The organism is Polyangium mundeleinium (genome assembly GCF_028369105.1).
Taxonomy (GTDB): domain Bacteria; phylum Myxococcota_A; class Polyangia; order Polyangiales; family Polyangiaceae; genus Polyangium; species Polyangium mundeleinium.
In genome coordinates, this window is record NZ_JAQNDO010000001.1 from 11,132,227 (window position 1) to 11,150,473 (window position 18,247).

An 18,247-nucleotide genomic window follows, 5' to 3' on the forward strand; every position below is an offset into this window, starting at 1 on the left:
AAGCGTTACGCGTTCGTCCAGACGGTGCCCGCGCGGCGCCGCTCCGCATACGAGGGCGAGCTGAGCGCGAAGCGGAGGAGGTCGCCCGTGACCGGATGCAGCACGACGAGGCGAGGATCCTCGGCCGCGCGCGCGACGTCCCGATCGATGCGGCAGAGGTGATCGATCGCGGCGACGAGGTCGCCGGAGAGCAGATATCCGAGGCGGTTTTCGCTGCGACGAACCCCGGCAGCGAGGTGGCGGATGTCGTAGCCGGGCGCGGCGGAGGGGAGGATCTCTTCGAGGAGCTTGCGTTGCCTGCGGCCGATGGCGCGCTGCACGTGGACGCTGAAGGCCTGGGCAGCCTGCTCGCGCACGGGGCCGAGGTCACGCGCGCCGAAGGAGGGATCGACGGTGCGCATGGCGGCGATGAGGAGGGCGTCACACGACTCGAGGGCGAGCTCGTCGAGCCAGGTGGGGCCGAGCGCGATCCGCACGAAGAGGCGGCCGAGGGCGAAGGCTTGCTCGGGCTCGGGCAGCTCGGCGAACGCGACGGGGCCGACGATGGCCGGCGGATCGCCGGGATACACGCGCGGCATGCCCTGCCAGGTCTGCGAGAGGTAGAGCTCGAACCCCTCGATGCCGAGGCTCTTGGCGATGCGATCGGCGAGGCGATACGTGAAGCTGTTGTCCCGCGAGCCGATGCGGTCGCGCGAGGAGATGCCGAGGCTCGACAGCTCGAAGCGCAAGGCCTTGTGCGCGATGGGCGCGATGGCCGCGGCGGCGAGGAGCATGGGGCTCTGGGCCTCGGGGACGATGAGGCGGTGGAGCTCGGGGCCCGCGAAGACGCCGGGAGGCAGCGCCTCGGGCGACATGCGGCGCGCGCGGAGGCGCGTGATGCGGTCGGGTTTGACGTCGCCGAGGCAAGCGCGGGCCTCCTCGACGGTGAGGCGCTCCTCGGCGCGTCCATCCTTGGCGAGCGCAGATTCGAGCGCGGCGAGGGCAGCGGAGAGTTCGCCGGTCTTCGCGAGGGCGTCGATGTCGGTCGCGAGGACGTCGCGGAGGACCTGGACGGCATCGGCGTTGCGGTTGGCAGCGTCGAGGCCGCGGCCGAGCGCGGCGCGGGCCTCGGGGCCGGCGCTGGGGAGCGCGACGGCCTGCTGGAGGTGCACGACGCCGTCGCGCGGGCGCACGAGGACGGTGACTTCGAGCAAGCCGATCGTGGTGAGCCAGCGCGGGTCGATGGGCAGTCGGCGCGCAGAGGCGATCTCGAGGACCTGGCCGATCGCCGCGACATACTGAGCCGCGCCGTCGGGCGTCTCGACGCGGTAGAGGCGCGCGAGGGCGCCCCAGGGGCGCATGTCGGTCGGGCCGTGCGCGATGGCGTCGCAGAGCGCGCGGACGATGCCTGCACGATCACCGGCCTCGCGTTGCGCTTCGGCGAGGCGGAGGCAAACGTCGACGCGGGTGCGCGCGTCGGGCGAGGCGTCCGCGAGGCGCGTGAGCGCATGCACGGCGAGCGCGTGATCCCCGCGCTTGGCGGCGATCTGGTAGAGGCGGTCGAGCGCGAAGGCGTTCGAGGGCTCCATCGTGAGCACGGCCTGGACGCACTGCTCGGCGCGCGGAAGGTCGGCGAGCGGGCCTTCGTAGAGGGTCGCGAGCTCGAAGTACGCCGCGGTGCGCGCCTCGGGGACGGCCGCGATCGAGACGATGCGCTGCCACGCGTCGCGAGCCTCGGCCGGGAGGCGCTGCGCGGTGTAGAGGCGCGCGGTGAGCATGAGCGCGGGGACGTCGTCGGGCGTCTCGGCGAGGACACGGCGCATGGCCGCGACGCCGATGCTCGCATCGGGCGAGGTGCCGCCGGCCTCGTGGTGGCGAAGGACGGCGCGGCCGATTTCGGTGCCGAGCAGGACGATCTGCGCGGACGACGTGGCGCGTTCGAGCGCGGCGCCAAGGCGATCGGCGAGGCGCGCAGGATCGAGCGCGAGGCCCCGGGCAAGCGCGCGCGCAGCGGGCTCGCAGTCGGGGTCTTCGCGGAGCGCGTTCTCGTAGAGATCGAGGGCCTCGCCCATGAGGCCGGGCTCCTCGGCAGTGAGCTGTGCGGCGCGGACGAGGTGTCCGGCACGGCGAGGAGCGCCCTCGACGATCCGGGCGAGCGCGCGGTTCGCCGTGATGAGCGCCGAGCGATCGCCGAGCTCGCCGGCGAGCCGATCGAGGCCACGCGCGGCGAGCAAGCTGTCGGGGAAAAGCGCGAGGGTGTCGCGGTAGCCGGCGAGCGAGGCGCGGGCGAGCGAGGCGTCGCCGCCGCGGGCCTTGGCCTCGACGAGGATCGCCTCTTCGAGCTGGAAGAATCCGCGGGCGAAAGGTTCGCGCGCGAGGGATTTGCGCGCGGTGATCGACGCGAGGAGGAGCGCGCCCGCAGGGCCCGTGGAGGCCGGCGAGATGGCGCCTTCGACGAGGCGACCGGCGATGCGGATGATCGCGTCGTGGACGCTGCTGTCGGCCGGGCGCTCGGCGACGACGCGGCCGAGCGCGTCGAGGACCACGTCACTCGGGATGCGCTCCTCCAGCGTGACGAGGTGCGCGAGCGCGCCCGTGCGGGCGATGACCGATCGCGCGGCGGCCGCCTGCCCGCGGAGAACATCGGCGAGGGCGACGGCCTGCGCGCTCCTGTGCAGGTGCTCGAGCATGCGCAACGCCGGGACGTGATCGGGCACGACGGTGGTGAGCCCTTCGAGCAGCCCCACGGCCTCGCGGCGATCCTTGCGGCAGAGCACGTCGGCGAAGGCGATGCGGATCGCGTGATCGACGGACGCCGGCGGGTGACGCGCGAGCCAGCCAGCGTAAAGCGCGGCAAGCTCGTCGGTCGCGCGGCGCCGCACGAGGATGCGCTCCATGGCCTCGACGACGGCCGGATCGAAGGCGCCCTCTGGGGAGGACGAGAGCGCATCCGCGGCCGCGAGGGTCGCGAGCGCGGCCTGGTCATCGCCGAGCAAGAGCTCCTCGACCTCGGCAGCCTGGAACAGAAAGCTCGCGCGCGCGATCGGCCCGGAGGCACCGTCGGCGAGCTTTTTCAGCGAGGTGACGAGGCGACGATGATCCCCCGTGGCGCGGAGCAGGCGCGTGATCTCGAGCCCAGGCATCGGGTGATCGGGGCGCAGCCGCGCGGCCTCCTCGTAGGCCTTCACGGCCTCCTGCGGGCGCTTGAGGCGGAGCTCGTCGAAGCGCGCGACCTCGATCCAGAGCCCGAACGACCCTGCGGGATCGTTGCGGATGAGCCCGAGGAGCGCTTGTTTCGCCTCCTCGTTCCGGCCCGCGCGCGTGAGCAGACGGAAGCGCGCGCGCAGCGCGTCCGGGTCGGTCGCCTTCACGGCGAGCGCCCGATCCACGAGATCGATCGCGCGATCCCGATCGCCCATGCGCTCGCCGACCACGTCCGCGGCACGGAGCAGGAGCCTGCGCTTGAGTGCAGAATCCTGGGTCAGCTCGGACTCGGCGACGAGCGCCTGCCCGAGCCTGCGGTAATCGCTGGCGCGCTGCGCGTTTCGTTGCATCGCGAGGACCGCGGTGCGCCGCACGGGATCGAGCGCGAGGATCTGATCGAGCACCTCCATCGCGCGCTCGGGCTGACCGAGCTCGTCCTCCCAGATGCTCACGAGCTTTTCGAGCAGTGCGATCTTGCGAGGCGCCTCGGCCTGGGCCTGCGCGGCCTGCGTGTAGAGGTCAATGCGCGCGCGCACGGCCGCGTCGGGCTCGCGCGCGGGCTTCTCCAGGAGCGCGGTGAGCGCGTCGAAGATCGCGGCATCGCCGGGGTTCACGGTCCACGCCGCCTTCAGGTAGGCGATGGCGTCCTCGCGCTTGCGCAGGTGCCGCTCGCAGATGTCGGCCGCGCGCATGAGCGACGCGACGCGCTGGTGCGCGGGCCGCTCGGCATTGCCCTCCGCAGCCCACACTTCGACGCGACGCTCGTGCCGGCCGAGGCGCTGCAGCGCGCGGTCGAGCCGCTCTCGCGTCGACTCGTCCACGGGATCGTGCAGGAGCGCCTGCTCGGCGTGAACGGCCGCGTTCTCCGCTTGCCCGAGCGCGTCGTAGATCTCCGAGAGCCGCACGTGCGCGTGCGCGATCGCCTCCTGCCCGGTCAGCATGGCGAGCTCGCGCTTCCGCGTGATCGAAGCCTGTTCGAGCGCCCCTTCTTGCTCCTGCAGCCGGCTCAGCTCGGTGAGGATCCGGCGCGCGGTCGGCGTCCCCGCGGGCGCGCGCGAGGTGGCGCGGCCGAGGAGCGAGATCGCCTCGTGTGGATCCCGCGCTCGCTCCCCCTGGATCCGCGCCGCCGTGTACAGCAGCCGCGAAGCGCGATCATCTTCGAGCTCGTGCTCGGCCTCGGCGGAGAGCGAGTCGCAGTACGCGCGCGGCTCGTCGTGGCGGACGTGGTGCCGCGAGAGCGCCGCGCGGACCGGCCCCGGCGCGGGTTCGAAGTTGACGGCGCGTTCGAGCGCCGCGGTCGCGAGCGCCGGTTGCTGGAGCATGTCGTCGAGGACCGCCGCGCGCTCGACGTGGAGCCACGCGGCGAGCCGCGCGTCCCCGTCGGGCTTGCCCGCCTCGGGGGCATACGCGTCGGCCATGCGTTCGAGATGCTTGGCGAGCGACTCCGCGAGATCACGCCCCTTCGCGCGCTCGATCTCGCGGCGCAGCACCGCCTCCAGGCCGCGCAGCGCGTGCGGGTGCGCGGGCACGAGCTCGAGGGCCTTTCCGTAGGCCGCGCGCGCCTCGGGCCAGCGCCCGAGATCGGCCGTGGCGCGCGCGCGCTCGACGAGCAGATCCGCGCGCTCGGCGTCGCTCTCCGCGACCACGAGCTCGTCGTCGATGACCGAGATCCGCTCCAGCCGATCCTCGGGCTCGAACAGGTGCCGGAGCCGCGACAGCGCCGGGCCGAGCGCGCGCGTGATCGAGCGTGCGGCCGCGAACGAGCGCCGCGCCGCGATCCGATCGTGCTCGACGCGCTCCTCGACGAGACCACGCTCGACGAGGGCGCGCGCCGCGGCCACGGGATCGGCGCTCGTGATGCGCTCGGCGCGCCGCGTAAGCTCGACGCCGAGCGTGACCGGCTCGTTCGAAACTGCCGCGACAGGCTCGGCGGGCGCGACGGCGGGCGCAGTGGGCGCGGCGGGTGCAGCCGCAGGCGTGGCGGCAGGCGCGGCTCCCGTCGCGACGGTGGTCGCGCGACGCGGCGGCGCGGGACGCCCCGGGACGGGCGGCGGCGCCATCGGCGGCAGCGGTGGCGGCGCCATCGGAGGCAATTGCGCGGGCGCGGCGGGCTCCGGTGCTGCGCGCACCACGGTCGTCGCGGGCTTCGGCGGGAGCGGCCCCACCGCGGGCACGACCTTGCCGGGCGGCGCGGGCTTCGGCGCGGACGCGCCTTGCGGCGGCTGCGCGGCTTGCGCGGGCGGCGCGGGCTTTCCGGGCGCGGCGGGCTTCCCCTTGTCCGGCACGTCCCAGCCCGCGTCCACGGACATCATGGCGGGTCGCGCTTGCGGGGTGGGTTTGTCCTCGGCCTTCGGCTCGTCGGGGCGCTCGTCGTTCTCGGCCACGCGTCGATGCTACACGGCTTGCCCGTCGATCGAGCAAGCCCTGGGCAAGAGAGGCCCCTCCTTCACCTGGGGACGGGCGTCAGTTGCACTTCGCGCCGATGCAGGCCGCGAACTCCGCGCCGCATTCGGACTGGATGCACCCGAAGTCTCCGCCGCAGTCGGGAAGCACGCCGACGGCGCAGGTCAGCACCTGGTCCACGAAGAACTGCACGTCGGCGCAGCCCTGGGCGACGCAGTTCGCCACGCACGTCACGCTGAATTTCGGGGGATTCGAGCCGAGATCGAGGCACCCGAGGGCGCACGTGACCACTTCGAGGCAACCCTTCGTCTGGCAGGTCCCGCAGTCCTGGGGGCAGATCGAGCACGTCTCGAACGCCTCGCACTTGCCGTTCGGGCACACCGAACAGACGCCGCAGTCCGTCTGGCACGAAGCGCACGTCTCGGTCCCGGTGCAGATACCGTCGCCGCATCCCGCGCACTTTCCGCAATCTCCAGGGCACGTGAAGCAGTTCTCGGTGCCCGCGTCGCACTCGTTGTCGCCGCAGCTCGGGCACGCGTCGCAGTCGGGCGCGCAGGAAAGGCAGTCCTCCGGCGCCGTGCAGAACCCATCGCCGCAGCTCGAACACGCGCCGCAGTCCCCGGGGCACGACGCGCACGTCTCGCTCGCGTCGCACGCGCCGTTGCCGCACGTCTGGCAGAGCCCGCAATCGACGGGGCACGTCGCGCAGCTCTCGTTCGGATCACACGTCTTGTCGCCGCAGCCCGCGCACGCGCCGCAGTCGAGCACACACGTCGCGCAGCTCTCCCCGTCGCCGCACGTTCCATCGCCGCAGCTCGCGCACACCCCGCAGTCGACGGGACAGTTCTCGCAGGCCTCGATCCCCGTACACGCGCCGTCGCCGCATCCCGCGCAGAACCCGCAATCCTGCGCGCATGTCGCGCACGTCTCCTCGGGATCACACGTGCCGTCGCCACACGCGCCGTCGCCGCCCAGGCTTCCCCCCTCCGCGGGCGTGATGCTCGTGCGACCGCAGCCGGCGAAGGGGAACAACGCGCCGAGCGCGCCGAGCAACATCACCCCGACGAACGACCTCTGCACGAAGCGCCGCGAGCTCTGCATGGGATCCACCTGTCGATACGAAAGAAAACGAAGCGAGCGAGCTTCGATCCTACCCGACGTGGCATCCCCGCGCTGCGCCCGCGCGGCCTTCTTTCAGGCGCACAAAAAAGGACACCCCGGCGATCCGCAGAAAGCGGATCGCCGGGGTGTAAGTCGTTTCACTTCGGGGCGGCCTGGTCACCAGCCGGCGGCGCAGCCTGGTCACCCGCCGGGGCGGCGCCATCGGCCGGCTTCGCATCGGCCGGAGCACCCTCGGCCGGCTTCGCATCGGCCGGGGCACCCTCGGGCGACTTCGCCTCTTCCGCCGGAGCGCCGCCGCAGGCGACCGCGAGGAGGGAAACCGAGAGAGCGAGGATGATGTGCTTGATCATGTTTGTGATCCTCCGTACTAGCTAGAAGCTCCCGCAGACGTCCGACCTGCGGCACTCCCCTGGACGCCCAAGGTCTCTGGAACGGCTCACGCGAGCTCCAAAAAAATCTTTGTAGCCGCCGTGAGCCACCTGCCACACCCTGAGCGTCCTTAGACACGCAGGATTAACGAAAATGGCGCCGAGACTTCAGCGCGGTCGGTTGCGGCTCGTCGAGCCATCGCCCCGCCCCACGAACGAGGGCGACGAGGTGGCCGCTACGCCCATCGCCGACGATCGCGCCGAAGCCAAGCGCCCGCCCGAGACCTCGCGCGCCCCCAAAGGCAGCCGCTCCGCGCTCGCCGACCTGCCCGACGCGCAGCTCGTCGGCCTCGGCGCGGAGGGCGACGTCCAGGCCCTCGAGATCCTCTACCGGCGCCACGTGGCCTTCGCGATCAACCTCGCCACGCGGATCGAGGGCTCGCCCCGCGACGTGGAGGACATCGTCCACGACGCGTTCCTCCGTGCCTTCGAGCGCCTGCGTGATCTCACCGATCGCGCAGCGTTCCGCGGCTGGCTCGGCTCGATCGTGGTGCACGCGGTCCGCTCGCGCATGCGGCGCGGCAAGCTCCTGAACCTCCTCGGGCTCGGCCGCGCGAGCGAGCCCGTGGATCTCGACGCGATCGCGAGCCCCGAGGCCTCGCCGCACGTGCGCGCGCAGCTCGCCCAGATCTACGCGCTCCTGCGCACGCTCCCCTCGGACGAGCGCATCGCCTGGACGCTCCGCTGCATCGACGGGCACGAGCTCGAAGCTGTCGCCGGGCTCACGCGGTGCTCGCTCGCCACCGTGAAACGTCGTATCACGCGCGCGCAGCGTTTCCTCGACGAACACTTCGTCGACCCGACCGGCAAGGAAGAACCGGTGAGCAAAGAGGTTGACCAATGACCCGCCGCGTGGTGCCTCCCCTGCGCCCGCAAGACCTGCGGGATCACGCGGATCCGGCGCGTATCGAGCGCGTCTGGGAGCGGCTCGAGCACGATCTGCCCGGACGCCGCGAACCCGAACGCTCACGCATGACGGGCACGCTGATCGCTGTCGCCGCCGCTGCCGTCGCCGCCTTCTGCGCGGGCCTCTACGTCGGGACGGGCACGAGCCGTGAAGGCGGTCCGACCGAGGTGCGCGCGATCTCGGCCGAAAACAACGCGTCGCCGAGCGTGCTCGCTGCAGGCACCCGGCAAGCGAGTTATCCGCTGCCCGGCGGCGGCACGTTGACCCTCTCGCCCGGCGCCACCGTTGAGGTCGAGCGCGGCGAAGGCGAAGCCGTCACCTTGCGCCTCCTGCGCGGCGAGGCCTCTGTGGACACGGCCGGCGCGCCCAAGGCCGCAGAGATCGCGCTCGTCGCCGAGGGCGCGGCCCTCTTCGCGCGCGCGGGCAGCGTGGTGTTCGTCCGGCGAAACGAGGCCGACATCGACGTGCGCGTGGCGAGTGGATCGGCGCGCGTCTCCTGGCCTGCCGGCTCGCGTGAGCTCTCCGGCGGCGACGGCCTCGAAGCCGTGCCGATGATCGCGCTCGCCGAGGCCCCGCACGACGATCCGACGAACCCCGATCCGCGCCCGCGCCGCGCGATCGCGCCGATGCCGCGCGACATGTCTTCCCGCACGCTCGCGCTGCCGCTGCGCCCCGAAACACCGGCGGTCGCGATCGCGGCGCCCGACTGGCGCGCCAAGTACAACGCAGGCGAGCTCGCCCAGGCCCTCGAGCTCCTGCGCCAGCAGCCTGGTGGGATCGAAGGCGCCATCGCGTCGTCGAGGAGCGCCGCCGAGCTCGTGGTGATCGGCGACATCGCCCGCGCCAAAGGTGGAGATCCTTCCGCGGCGTTGCTCGCGCTCACCCGCGTCGTCGAGGGCTTCCCGAACGATCCTTACGCGGAGATCGCGGCCTTCACGCTCGGCGGCATGTACGAGAAGATGGGCCAGGCCGATCAAGCACAAAAGTACTTCGAGCGTGCGCGGAGCCTCAAAGGTGTGCTGGCCGAGGACGCCCTCTGCAAGCAGATCCGCGCCGAGCACCGCGCCGGTCGGAAGGATGAGGCGGCGCGCATGGGCACGGAGTATTCGAACAAGTACCCCGATGGCCGGTGCAAGGAGGACGTGGAGCGTATTCTCTCGGGCGAGGAGCCCACGCAGGAGGAGCCCCAAGCATCACCGGACGCGGGAGCCGGCGACGCAAGCGCGCCCTGAAACGCCCTGCGCGTGGCGCTCGCCGGCCGCACGCAAGGCGCTCGCCGCCCTCGTGACGTTCGCCCTCTCCCCGAGCGCCGCGCGCGCCGAGGGAGCTGCGCCGAGCGCGCCCGCGCCGAGCGCGCCTGCCGAAGCGAAGGCGACCACGGCCCCGCGCCGCGTCGAGGTGCGCCTCTCGCTCTCGCGCGCCGCCGCCGAGGCGCTCGGCGGTGAGTCCCGCGTGCGGCGCCTGCTGGAGATCGAGCTCGACGACACGGGCACGCTCGCGCCCGGCCCGAGCGGCCCGCTCGGCGACGATGTGGCGCACGTGTGGATCGACCTGCCGAGCCCGTCGGAGGTCCTCATCGAAGCGCGGCTCGCCGAACGCGCCGCCGCGCGACGTTTTCTCCTGATCGGTGGCCTCAACCCCGACGTGGCCGCGCGCCTCGTGGCCATCGCCGCGAACGAGCTCGTCCGCGCGCAGGCGCGCCCGCTCCGGCCCCGCAAGGCCCCGGCCCCGCGCACACCCACGCCGAAGGAGCTCGAGCTCGCGGCGCGGCGCGCCCCCGCGATCGTCTGGTCGGCCGCGCCGAGCTTCGTCTTCCTGCCCGGTTCGTCCGGCACCTTGTGGGGCGCGGGCGCCTCGCTCGGCTTCCACGGCGCCAGCGTGAGCGAGCGCGCGACCGCCCGCTGGCTCACGGGCCCCACGAGCGCCGGCGCCACGCGCTGGTTCGAGGTCGGCCTCGCGGTCGACTACCGCGTCTACCTCGGCTCGTCGGTCCGCCTCGCGCTCGGCGCCGACGCTGCGCTCGGCTTCCTGCACCTCGGCGACGCGCGCGCGACGGACGGCATCCTCGGCGCGCGGGACGCGTGGTCCGGCCGCGCGGGCGGCCTGCTCGGCGTCGACGTGCGCGCGTTCGGCCCCGCGTGGCTCGGCCTTCACCTGAGCCCGGGCGCCATCCTCCGGCCCACGCGCTTCGAGACCGCAGGCGGGCTAAGCGGCGCCGTCGAGGGACTCTGGCTCGGCGTGGACCTCGCCTTGCAGCTCGAGCACCCGCTCGCCCGACCCGTTGCGACGAACCCCCGTTGATCGCTCGCGAGGAAGGGGCCTTGTGCCTCGGCGGCGCGTCTCCATGAACCTCGGGGGGAGCCTTTCGATGCAACACCAGCAAGAGCCCGAGGAGACCTTCGTGCTCGGGCCTGCGAGCGCGGGACGGGCGCTGCGCGCGCGCTTCGGCACGTTCGTCGGCGCCGACTATCTTCCTGGCAAGACGGCGATGCGCGACGCGCTTTGCGAGCGGTTCGGCGTCTCGCAGCTCGAAGCCGAGGAGCTCTGCGATGCGCTCGAAGCCTCTGGCGCGCTGCGCTTCATCAGCACGCCCGACGGCGAGGGCTTCCACATCGACAGCGACGTGGTCGACGAGGCCGCGTAACGCGCCTCCTGCCTCGCCGCGCGTCGAGCGACCTCGGGGCACGCGTGTTGCCCCCTCGCCGGGGGAGCAGCTCGGCCCGGCGCGCGCGCTGCCACCGGAGGAGCCACCATGTTGGACCGAGGCTGGACGATCTTCCGCATTCGCGGCATCCCCGTGAAGCTCCACATCACGCTCGTCCTGTTTCTCCCGTACGTCGCGTTCGTCACGTCCTCCCAGTTCAAGGCCATCGCCGACGCCGTTGGCGTCCCGCGGAGCGACCTGCACCTGCCGCCGCTCGTGTGGGGCACGATCCTCGCGGTCGGGCTCTTCGTCTCCATCCTGCTGCACGAGCTCGCGCACTGCCTCGTCGCGGTCTCGAACGGCGTCCGCGTCCGATCGATCACGCTCATGATGCTCGGCGGCGTCTCGCGCATGGAGCGTGACGTGCGGCCCGAGCGCGAGGCGTGGATGGCCTTCGCCGGGCCGCTGTCGAGCTTCGGCATCGCGGTCGCTTGCTGGCTCGCCTCGCTCTTGCCGCTCCTCGCCGAGGTGCGCGTCGCCTTCCTCGCGCTCGCGCTCGCCAACGCGGTGCTCGGCGCGTTCAACCTCCTGCCTGCCTTCCCGATGGACGGCGGCCGCGTCCTCCGCGGCCTCCTCTCGACGCGGCTCGGCATCCGACGCGCGACGAGCGTGGCCGCGACGATCGGCAAGGGCATGGCCGTGCTCTTCGGCCTCTTCGGTCTGCTCTCGTTCAACGTGCTGCTCGTGCTCATCGCGGTGTTCGTGTACATGGGCGCGGCGGGCGAGCAGGGGCGCAGCCAGTGGAGGCAGGTCCTCGAAGGTTTGCCCGTGGCCGAGGTGATGACCGATCGGCTCGGCGAGGCGCACGCGGACGAACGCGCGGGCGAGGTCGCGCGGCGGCTCTTCCGGCAGAACCTCGCGGGCGCGCTCGTGGTCGACAACGAGCACGAGCATGCACACGAGCACGACGCGCTCGATCCGGATCACGTGCTCGGCGTTGTGACGGCGTGGGACCTCGCGCGGCCCGAGTTCCACCGCGCGCCCGACGCGACCGTCGGCAAGGCCATGCGGACGGACGTGCCACGCGTGCACACGCGTGACGACGCCGCGGCCACGCTCGATGCGCTGGTGAATGGCGAAGCGGAAGCGGTGCTCGTGCTCGACGAGGGCGAGCACGTCGTTGGCCTCGTGACGCCGGCCGACCTGCAGCGCGCGCTCGCGCTCCTCGGTGCGGCCGGCGGACGGGGTCGTTAGTCCCGAGGGGGACGCCTCGCGTCCCCCTCTCAGCCAGGCAAAGCCCGGCTGATTCACCCCCCGGGGCGAGCTCGCTTCGCGACCTCGCAGAGCAGCGAACGAGTCGCTGCTCTAGGCGCTCATCTTTGGAATGACCAGGCGCACGCGCGCGCCGCCGCTCGGAGCATCCTCGATCTCGAGGTGCATGCGCACGTGCGCTGCGACCGCCGTCGCGGCGATGAGCGAGATCCCCGCCGGACGACCTGCCGCTAGCACCTCGAAATCACGGCTCAGCACGCCTGTCCTCGCCGCCTCGGGCAGCGGGTGCCCGGCGTCGTCGACCGTGAGCGCGTACCCGCCGCTCGTATGCTCGGCGAGCGTCAGCACCACCTCCGTGCCCGGCGGCGATGCGCTGATCGCATGATCGAGCAGCGCGTGCATCAGCACCGTCAGCGCCCCAATCTGCGTCACCTCGTACGCGCTCTGCGGCGCGTGTAGCGTCACGCGCACATCGTGCCGCGCGGCGCGCCCCATGTCGTCGCGCACCACGTCCCGCAGCGCCTCGGCGATGTCCACGTGCCGCGGCAGCTCGCCGATCGGGCACGCGCCGAGCCGCGCGAGGTCCCCCATCGTCTCCGACGCCGCCGTCACGTGCCGCATCGCGCTCGCCACGATGTCGCCGACTTCTCCCTGCCGATCCCGGAGCGGCAAGAGGTCGCGCGTGATCGCCGAAAAGATGCCACGCAGCTCCGACACGAGCCCTCGCACGCCGGCCACGAGCACCGCGAGCCCCTCGCTGCTCACCGGCTCGATCGATGCGCTCGCCGGCGGCGTGCTCGACACCCTCGCGCTGCCGCTCGCGAACACCGCGGCGAGCTCGCGCGCGTAGGCCTCGCCTTGCTCCTGCGCGGCCTTCAGCTCGCGCTTCAGGTTCTCGAGCTCCTGCCGCTGCATGTCCACGTCGGCCGGCAGCACCAGCGTCTGCATCGAGCCGTCGAGCTCGAGCCGTCCGCCGTGCCGGATCGCCATGCGCGACAGCCACGCGCGCTCCGACTCGAACGTCGCGGGCTGGTCCGGACCGAGCACCACGCTGACCTTCACCTCTTCGCCGTCGCGGCGCACGCTCACTTCGGAGGTGCCCTTCGCGTTCGCCGGGTCGCCTGCTTGACCGACGAGCAAGAGCAGCATGCGACGTAGCTCGGCTTCGTCGCCGAACACCGTCGTGCCCTCGCCCATCTCGATCTGCACCCGCGCCTCGGGCGCGACCTCCCACATGAGCTGTGCGAGATCGATCTTGCCTCGCCGCCCTCGGCTCGCGGGATGCCCGTGAAGCGACGCCAGCATGCCGACGGCCTCGTCGAGCTGGTTCAGCGTCGTCTCCACTGCGACCGTGCTCTCGCCGTCGGGCACGCGAACGGAGCCCGGGGGCCCGTCCTGGATGATCACTCCCTGGCGGAGCTTCTGCGCTGCAGTGCGGGCTTCCTGCGCGAGCAGCCACGTCAGCTCGTTGCGCGTCAATCGATCGCTCGTCACCCGATCTCCGTCCTCTGCGCTTTCTTCGAGAAATCGCGCCGACGCATGATGCCAGAACCCGTCCTGCCCTGCTACGCTGAAGGCGGACCTGCCTCCTCTTCCTTTGCCATGACGAGCGCCGAGACGAAGGCTCCGCGGCCCCGGCTCCTGCGACACCTTCGCTGGATCACGGCCCTCCTCCCCGTGGCCGCGCTCGCGAGCGCCTGTGGGCCATCCACCGCGCCGAACCCCTTCACCCTCGACGCCGGCCCCGACGGCGCAACCGACCCCGACGGCGGCACGGGCGGCGGTGCCGGCGGCGGTAATCCCGACGACGGTGGCACGCCCGACGACACCCTCGGCGGCCCTTGCAACGACGACGCCCAGTGCGACGACGCCATCACTTGCACCGTCGACGTCTGTGACACCTCGATCGCGCGCTGCCGCCACAGCCCCGACGACGCGGCTTGCCAGGACGGCGTCTACTGTGACGGCGTCGAGCGTTGCGCGCCCAAGCTCGGCTGCCTCCCCGGCCCCCCTGTCGCTTGCTCCGACGGCGACGTCTGCACCATCGACACCTGCGTCGAGTCCACGGGCGCCTGCACCCACGTCCTGCGCGACGCCGACGGCGACGGCGTGCCCGACGGCCACTGCATCGCGAAGGGCGACTGCAACGACGACGATCCCAAGGTCTCCCCCGCGCTGCCCGAGGTCTGCGCGAACGGCAAGGACGACGACTGCGACGGCGCCGTCGACGAAGCCGACTGCGCTTCACCCAAGCACGACACTTGCACCGATCCTCTCGTGATCGATGCGCCAGGCGCCTACACGATCGACACCACCGCCGCCGCCGCGAACTTCGCCGCCTCCTGCAACGTCAACAACCAGCCCGCCGCGCGTGACGTCGTCGCGGCGATCGTCCTGCCTGCGGGCCCGCCGGTCGACGTCGAGATCACCGCCCGGACGAACGCTGCCGACGTCGCCATTGCCCTCCTCGGCCAGTGCGGTGATCCCTCGACCGAGATCACCTGCGGCACATCGTTCTTCCACCCCCAGGGCGGCCGCTTCGCCAAGATCCGCGGCCGCGGCCTCGGGGATCCTGCGAAGACCACCGCGCTGCCGCTGTACGTCTTCGCCGACGCGGACACGCCTGTCATCCTCGACGTCGCCTTCCTCCCGCCCGAGCCCGTTCCCACGAACGAGACCTGCGGCACCGCCGAGCCCATCTCCTTCGGCGTGCCCTTCTTCTCCACCTTGGTCGACGCCGCAACGGACGTCGGCATCACCTGCACCCCGCTCACCGGCGAACTCCTCTACAGCTTCGAGCTCGCCTCCCCCGCGAACGTCCACGTCTATGCGAGCTCCGTCGACGGCGACGGCTTCCCCGTCATCTCCCTCCGCGACGCGGCCTGCGCGCTGCCCGAGAACGAGATCACCTGCAAGAGCGCGCCGATCGTCGACGTCTTCCGCCACGCGCTCCCCGCGGGCACGTACCACGTCGCCGTCGCTGCTGGCGCCCCCACGATCGTCTCCACGACCGTCGTGATCGAGCCGCCCACTGAGCCTCTCCCTGACGAAACCTGCGAGGGCGCCCCGGCGATCACGCCCAACGTCACGCGCGACGTCGACCTCCTCGATCGGCAAGACGACGTAAAGCTCGGCTGCTTGCCCGGCGCCGTCGACGCGGCCTACACGCTCTCGCTACCCGTCGCCTCCGACGTCCTCCTCGTCCAGCGCATCTCCCAGGGCGATACCGGCGCCGTCACGCTCGCCCTCCCGGCGTGCGCCGACCCTTCGGATCAGCTCATCTGCGATCCTGGCTCGCAGTCACCTCTCCGTATCGGCAAGCGCAACATACCGGCCGGCGATTACCGGGTCGTCGCCGAATCCCTCCTCGGTCAACCCGCGCAAGTCACCGCATTCGTCCGCAAGACCACGCCGCCTTTGATCGTGCCGTTCGCCGACGCTTGCGCCGACGTGCTCATGATCCCCTCGACGGGCGGTTTTTTCCAGGGCAACACCGCGAATGCCACGGCGAACTTCAATGCTGGCTGTGATCAAGGTGGAGGGCCCGAGGGCGGGGCACGTGACCAGCTCCTCGGGCTCTCCCTGTCTGATAAAAAACGCGTCGTGCTAGACATGGGCGGATCGGGGTACACGACGCTCCTCGATGTGCGAAAAGGCCCCGATTGCCCCGGCGTCGAGGTCCCGAAGGCCTGCGCCGTCGGTTACGGCCAAAACAAAAGCTTCCTCGATCTCACCCTCGATCCTGGCACGTACTTCCTCCAGATCGATGGGCTCGGCCAGGATAGCGGCCCTTGGTTCCTCGACGTTCGTATCGTTGATCCCTGAACGACTCCTTCACCCCCTTTTCTTTTTTTTCGACCTCGCCGCCCCAGCTTGCGCGCTGACGGTCACATTGAAGGCGAGCCGATGGATCTCCTCCACGGCGCGCTCGGCCTCGTCCGGCGTCATCGCGAATCCCGTGAACATCTTGCGCCCGGCATACCGCGCCGGATCGATGCCCTCTGCATTCACGTAGATCAAACCGTCACTGCCCAGCGCGAGCTCCGTCGGGAGTTCCGGCGGTGTCTCGTCTTCCTCCGTTCGAACATCTCTCGTTCGTCGTCTCGTCGCCACCGCCATAACGTCCTTGCGGGTGCTCGTTTTTCGGGGTCGAGCTGATTCCTTTCGCATGTACGGGCCCTCATTGGGAAGGACGCCGAACTCTGCGTACCTGACCAAGGCTCTTCCATGCTCGGTTTTTCCTCGAACGTCAAGCTCGGTTTTTCCGGGACCGTGGGTTTGTCATCGCGCAGGTTTGTCCCTTTGTCTCTTTGTCTCTTTGTCCTGGCGCACGGGGGGTCCGGTACGGACGGCTCTCAGCCCGCTTTCGCCTTCGACGTGCCCTGCTCCTCCGCGAGCGCCGCGACGAACGCCCCGCGAAGCGCCTCGAAGTCCTCGATCGAAAGCGTATGGCTATCCTGGACGAACCCATTGAACCAGTGCTTCGGCGCGCCCGGCCGCAACGACTCCAGGATCGGACGCGTCCGGATCTCCTTGCCGAGCTCCCCGAGCACCACGAATTTCTTGCGGAATGGCGGAGCCCCGCCGTCCATCCCCCGGATCGAGGGCGCCTCGTCGCGGTACGTCTCCCCCGTGAACATGCCCATCGCCCGCAGGCCCCGGCCGCGCCCCGTCACGTGGAAAAAAAACGGATCGCCCTTGCCGTACCGCTCGAGCTCGGCCTGCCTCCGCCGCCCGAAGCTCTTCGTCTGCATGCAGAGCGCGTAGTTCTTCGCCGTCACCACGAGCAGGTGCCGCCGCGCCGACGCCTTGCCGCGCTGCTCGCCGAGCTTCTCGGCCACCGAAAAGCCGAGCCGAGCCTCGGCCGAAGGGTCCGGCGCGCGCTCGATCGCCGCCCGGCGCGCGGCCCGCAGCGCCTCGTACTCGGCCTCGAACGCATACGACAGCGGCCACGACAGCTCCGACCAGAAGAGCTCCTCGAACAGCCGCATCGGCCGTTCGAGCTCCGGCTCCGACGCGCTCCCCTCGATGCGCACGTTCACCGCGAGATCCCGCGCGAGCCCCGACGCCGCGAGATCCGACGAGCCCACGTAGGCCACGCGCCGCGAGCCGACGTCGATCACGTAGAGCCGCGGCAGGAACGCCGTCCCGCTCCATGCGTGGTAGATGCGGCAACGCGCGCCCGGCATCCGTTCGAAGCGCCGGAGCATCGCCGTCTCCGTCCCGTACCCGTCGAGCCCGGAGAGCAGCATCAGCTCACCGCCGCGCTCCACGAACCCCACGAGATCGACCACCCCGAGCGCGCTCGCCTCCGCGCGGCTCACCGCGATGCAGGCCCGCGTCGCCTCGCCGAGGTCCGCGGCGAGCCGGGCCCCCATCTCTCGGCCGTGACGCAGGAGCTCGATGGTCGCCATGCCGACCGCGTATCTAGCAAGGGATCCCGCGCCGCGTCGAGCTTCTTTCGCCGGCGATCGCGTTCCCGGGCAAACGCGGCCCCGGTCCGATTGACGCCCCTCGCCGGCTCGGGTCTCCTCGCGAGGCATGAGCCATGATCCCGAGCGCGAGCTCGTCTACTTCGACATCCGCGGCCGAGCCGAGTCGATCCGCCTTTTGCTCGCCTATGCGCGGGCCCCGTACGTCGACCGGGGCATCCCGCGCGCCGACTGGCCGAGCCTCAAGAAAACCGTCCCTCTCGGCCAGGTCCCCGTCCTCGTCGAGCGCACGCCCGCAGGCGAACGCGTGATCCCGCAGAGCCAGGCCATCCTCCGCCACCTCGCCCGCGTCTTCGGGCTCGACGGGACGAACGAGGACGAGCGCGTCCGCGCCGACGTCGTCGCCGAGACCGTCCTCGAGCTCCGCACCGCGTGGAACCGCGTCGCGTACAACCCTGGCTGGCTCAAGGATCAAGCGGCCACCGACGCGCATTTCCGCGACGTCTTCCCCCGCTTCCGCACGACCCTCGAAGGTTTGCTCGAACAATCCGAGGAACGCGGCGCCCTCTACTTCGCGGGCCCCGCGCCCACGCACGCGGACTTCCTCGCCTTCGACACCCTCGAATCGCACCGCGAGGTCGTCCCCTCCTGCCTCGACGGCCACGGCTCGCTCCAGCGCTTCCTCGACGACGTCCGCGCCCTGCCCCCGATCGCCGACTACCTCGCCCGCCGCCGCCCCTCGGACTTCCAGCGGGCCTGATCCCAGCTTCACAGCCCTGGCGTTTTGTATCTCGAAGGATCTAAAATAGGTCTTGCAAGGGTCCCGTGTGTCTGCGACTGTCTACACACCTTCCAC

13 protein-coding genes are annotated in these 18,247 nt (G+C 71.5%); 7 read left to right on the top strand and 6 right to left on the bottom strand.

Features of this window, described 5'->3' with window-relative positions:
* Nucleotides 1–5: 5 nt before the first annotated feature.
* From POL67_RS43830 to POL67_RS43840, 3 genes are all read right to left on the bottom strand, one after another.
* The gene (locus POL67_RS43830; protein ID WP_271927226.1) at nucleotides 6–5,567 is read right to left on the bottom strand and encodes a tetratricopeptide repeat protein; all 5,562 of its coding nucleotides are present in this window, start codon (nucleotides 5,565–5,567) and stop codon (nucleotides 6–8) included.
* Between the two features lie 79 nt (nucleotides 5,568–5,646).
* On the bottom strand, nucleotides 5,647–6,687 hold the full coding sequence (locus POL67_RS43835) for a hypothetical protein (protein ID WP_271927228.1): 1,041 nt from the start codon (nucleotides 6,685–6,687) through the stop codon (nucleotides 5,647–5,649).
* A 158-nt stretch (nucleotides 6,688–6,845) separates the two neighbouring features.
* On the bottom strand, nucleotides 6,846–7,058 hold the full coding sequence (locus tag POL67_RS43840) for a hypothetical protein (protein ID WP_271927229.1): 213 nt from the start codon (nucleotides 7,056–7,058) through the stop codon (nucleotides 6,846–6,848).
* Between the two features lie 172 nt (nucleotides 7,059–7,230).
* Here POL67_RS43840 and POL67_RS43845 point away from each other — a divergent pair, with 172 nt between their 5' ends.
* The 5 genes from POL67_RS43845 to POL67_RS43865 all read left to right on the top strand — a co-directional run bounded on the left by POL67_RS43845 (nucleotide 7,231) and on the right by POL67_RS43865 (nucleotide 11,941).
* Nucleotides 7,231–7,980 carry an RNA polymerase sigma factor gene (locus POL67_RS43845; RefSeq protein ID WP_271927231.1) on the top strand — a complete coding sequence of 250 codons (750 nt, stop codon included), beginning with the start codon at nucleotides 7,231–7,233 and terminating at the stop codon, nucleotides 7,978–7,980.
* On the top strand, nucleotides 7,977–9,275 hold the full coding sequence (locus POL67_RS43850; protein ID WP_271927232.1) for a FecR domain-containing protein: 1,299 nt from the start codon (nucleotides 7,977–7,979) through the stop codon (nucleotides 9,273–9,275). Before POL67_RS43845 ends, POL67_RS43850 begins: the two co-directional genes overlap by 4 nt.
* A gap of 52 nt (nucleotides 9,276–9,327) precedes the next feature.
* Nucleotides 9,328–10,344 carry a hypothetical protein gene (locus POL67_RS43855; RefSeq protein WP_271927234.1) on the top strand — a complete coding sequence of 339 codons (1,017 nt, stop codon included), beginning with the start codon at nucleotides 9,328–9,330 and terminating at the stop codon, nucleotides 10,342–10,344.
* Between the two features lie 67 nt (nucleotides 10,345–10,411).
* Nucleotides 10,412–10,687 (top strand): hypothetical protein, encoded by a 276-nt coding sequence (locus POL67_RS43860; RefSeq protein ID WP_271927236.1) that lies wholly within the window; start codon nucleotides 10,412–10,414, stop codon nucleotides 10,685–10,687.
* Between the two features lie 108 nt (nucleotides 10,688–10,795).
* Nucleotides 10,796–11,941 (top strand): site-2 protease family protein, encoded by a 1,146-nt coding sequence (locus tag POL67_RS43865; RefSeq protein WP_271927238.1) that lies wholly within the window; start codon nucleotides 10,796–10,798, stop codon nucleotides 11,939–11,941.
* Between the two features lie 111 nt (nucleotides 11,942–12,052).
* On the opposite strand, the gene POL67_RS43870 is transcribed toward POL67_RS43865, so the two are convergent.
* A complete protein-coding gene (locus POL67_RS43870) occupies nucleotides 12,053–13,453 on the bottom strand; it encodes a histidine kinase (protein WP_271927240.1) in 1,401 nt (466 codons plus the stop codon).
* A gap of 108 nt (nucleotides 13,454–13,561) precedes the next feature.
* Here POL67_RS43870 and POL67_RS43875 point away from each other — a divergent pair, with 108 nt between their 5' ends.
* On the top strand, nucleotides 13,562–15,784 hold the full coding sequence (locus tag POL67_RS43875; RefSeq protein ID WP_271927242.1) for a putative metal-binding motif-containing protein: 2,223 nt from the start codon (nucleotides 13,562–13,564) through the stop codon (nucleotides 15,782–15,784).
* A 9-nt stretch (nucleotides 15,785–15,793) separates the two neighbouring features.
* Here the strand turns inward: POL67_RS43875 and POL67_RS43880 are convergent, their stop codons facing one another.
* Together POL67_RS43880 and POL67_RS43885 are read right to left on the bottom strand one after the other, a co-directional pair.
* Nucleotides 15,794–16,072 (bottom strand): hypothetical protein, encoded by a 279-nt coding sequence (locus POL67_RS43880; RefSeq protein ID WP_271927243.1) that lies wholly within the window; start codon nucleotides 16,070–16,072, stop codon nucleotides 15,794–15,796.
* A 242-nt stretch (nucleotides 16,073–16,314) separates the two neighbouring features.
* Nucleotides 16,315–17,373 (bottom strand): phospholipase D-like domain-containing protein, encoded by a 1,059-nt coding sequence (locus tag POL67_RS43885; RefSeq protein WP_271927245.1) that lies wholly within the window; start codon nucleotides 17,371–17,373, stop codon nucleotides 16,315–16,317.
* Between the two features lie 127 nt (nucleotides 17,374–17,500).
* Here POL67_RS43885 and POL67_RS43890 point away from each other — a divergent pair, with 127 nt between their 5' ends.
* Complete coding sequence (locus POL67_RS43890) at nucleotides 17,501–18,151, top strand: glutathione S-transferase (protein ID WP_271927247.1); 651 nt, start codon at nucleotides 17,501–17,503, stop codon at nucleotides 18,149–18,151.
* The last annotated feature ends 96 nt before the right edge of the window (nucleotides 18,152–18,247 follow it).

What these genes read in the sequence shown, in the direction of transcription:
- POL67_RS43890 (WP_271927247.1), top strand. Translation starts at nt 17,501, where the DNA reads ATGAGCCATGATCCCGAGCGCGAGCTCGTCTACTTCGACATCCGCGGC.
- POL67_RS43875 (WP_271927242.1), top strand. Translation starts at nt 13,562, where the DNA reads ATGACGAGCGCCGAGACGAAGGCTCCGCGGCCCCGGCTCCTGCGACAC.
- POL67_RS43835 (WP_271927228.1), bottom strand. Translation starts at nt 6,687, where the DNA reads ATGCAGAGCTCGCGGCGCTTCGTGCAGAGGTCGTTCGTCGGGGTGATG.
- POL67_RS43840 (WP_271927229.1), bottom strand. Translation starts at nt 7,058, where the DNA reads ATGATCAAGCACATCATCCTCGCTCTCTCGGTTTCCCTCCTCGCGGTC.
- POL67_RS43860 (WP_271927236.1), top strand. Translation starts at nt 10,412, where the DNA reads ATGCAACACCAGCAAGAGCCCGAGGAGACCTTCGTGCTCGGGCCTGCG.
- POL67_RS43865 (WP_271927238.1), top strand. Translation starts at nt 10,796, where the DNA reads ATGTTGGACCGAGGCTGGACGATCTTCCGCATTCGCGGCATCCCCGTG.
- POL67_RS43850 (WP_271927232.1), top strand. Translation starts at nt 7,977, where the DNA reads ATGACCCGCCGCGTGGTGCCTCCCCTGCGCCCGCAAGACCTGCGGGAT.
- POL67_RS43845 (WP_271927231.1), top strand. Translation starts at nt 7,231, where the DNA reads ATGGCGCCGAGACTTCAGCGCGGTCGGTTGCGGCTCGTCGAGCCATCG.
- POL67_RS43885 (WP_271927245.1), bottom strand. Translation starts at nt 17,373, where the DNA reads ATGGCGACCATCGAGCTCCTGCGTCACGGCCGAGAGATGGGGGCCCGG.